The sequence below is a fragment of the Mycobacterium angelicum genome (genome assembly GCF_002086155.1).
GTDB classification, from domain to species: domain Bacteria; phylum Actinomycetota; class Actinomycetes; order Mycobacteriales; family Mycobacteriaceae; genus Mycobacterium; species Mycobacterium angelicum.
Genome location: NZ_MVHE01000476.1, coordinates 1 through 224 on the forward strand (window position 1 = coordinate 1; position 224 = coordinate 224).

General features: G+C 59.8%; 1 pseudogene. It reads left to right on the top strand.

Annotated elements, in window-relative coordinates:
- A pseudogene (locus tag BST12_RS30325) lies at positions 1-224 on the top strand (daunorubicin/doxorubicin resistance ABC transporter ATP-binding protein DrrA); the annotation flags it as partial.

Sequence of the window (224 nt, forward strand, 5' to 3'; positions counted from 1 at the left end):
CCACCGGGCTCGATCCCAGGAGCCGGCAAGCTATTTGGGATCTGGTGGCCAGCTTCAAGAAGCTGGGCATTGCCACGTTGTTGACCACGCAGTATCTCGAGGAGGCGGATGCGCTCAGTGACCGCATCATCCTGATCGATCACGGCATAATCATCGCCGAAGGCACCGCGAATGAACTCAAGCACCGCGCCGGCGACACCTTCTGCGAAATAGTGCCCCGCGAT